The organism is Mesorhizobium sp. M2A.F.Ca.ET.037.01.1.1 (assembly GCF_003998075.1).
Classification (GTDB): Bacteria; Pseudomonadota; Alphaproteobacteria; order Rhizobiales; family Rhizobiaceae; genus Mesorhizobium.
Genome location: NZ_RZSA01001694.1, coordinates 1 through 600, shown reverse-complemented (window position 1 = coordinate 600; position 600 = coordinate 1). Strand labels below are relative to the sequence as shown.

The 600-nt window shown below is 67.7% G+C and carries 1 protein-coding gene; it reads left to right on the top strand.

Annotated features, from left to right (window positions below; genetic code table 11):
• The coding region (locus EOA27_RS39265) for a mandelate racemase/muconate lactonizing enzyme family protein (protein WP_145970942.1) at positions 1–600 on the top strand (600 nt) is incomplete at both ends.

Here is a 600-nt window from a genome sequence, read left to right as displayed (position 1 = left end):
GGCTGGGCCTCCGCCGACGCCATCGGCGAGCAGTTGCAATCCTACATCGCCAAGGGCGGCTTCAAGGCGCTGAAGATGCGCGTCGGCGCCATGGACGGCGCGCCCCATCTTTCGGCCGCGCGCGTGCGCGCCGCAAGGCAGGCGATCGGTCCGGAGGTCGACCTGATGGTCGACGCGCACGGCACCTACACCGTCGCCGAGGCCAAGCGCTTCATCCAGCTCACCGCCGATCTCGACCTCGCCTGGTTCGAGGAGCCTGTGATCGCCGACGACAAGCCGGGCATGGCCGAGATACGAGCCTCGGGCTCAACGCCGATCGCCACGGGCGAAAGCGAGGCGACGCGCTACGCCTTCCGCGACCTGGCGGTGTTGAAATCGGCCGACATCTTCCAGCCGGATCCCGCTTTCTGCGGCGGCATCAGCGAGGCGATGAAGATCGGCACCATCGCCAGCGCCTTCAACCTGCGTTTCGCGCCGCATCTGTGGGCCGGTGCGCCCTGCTTCTTCGCCGGGCTGCATGTGTGCGCCGCCTCGCCCGCCTCCTTCATCATCGAATATTCGCTCGGCGCCAATCCGATGATCCACGACCTGGTCGAGGAG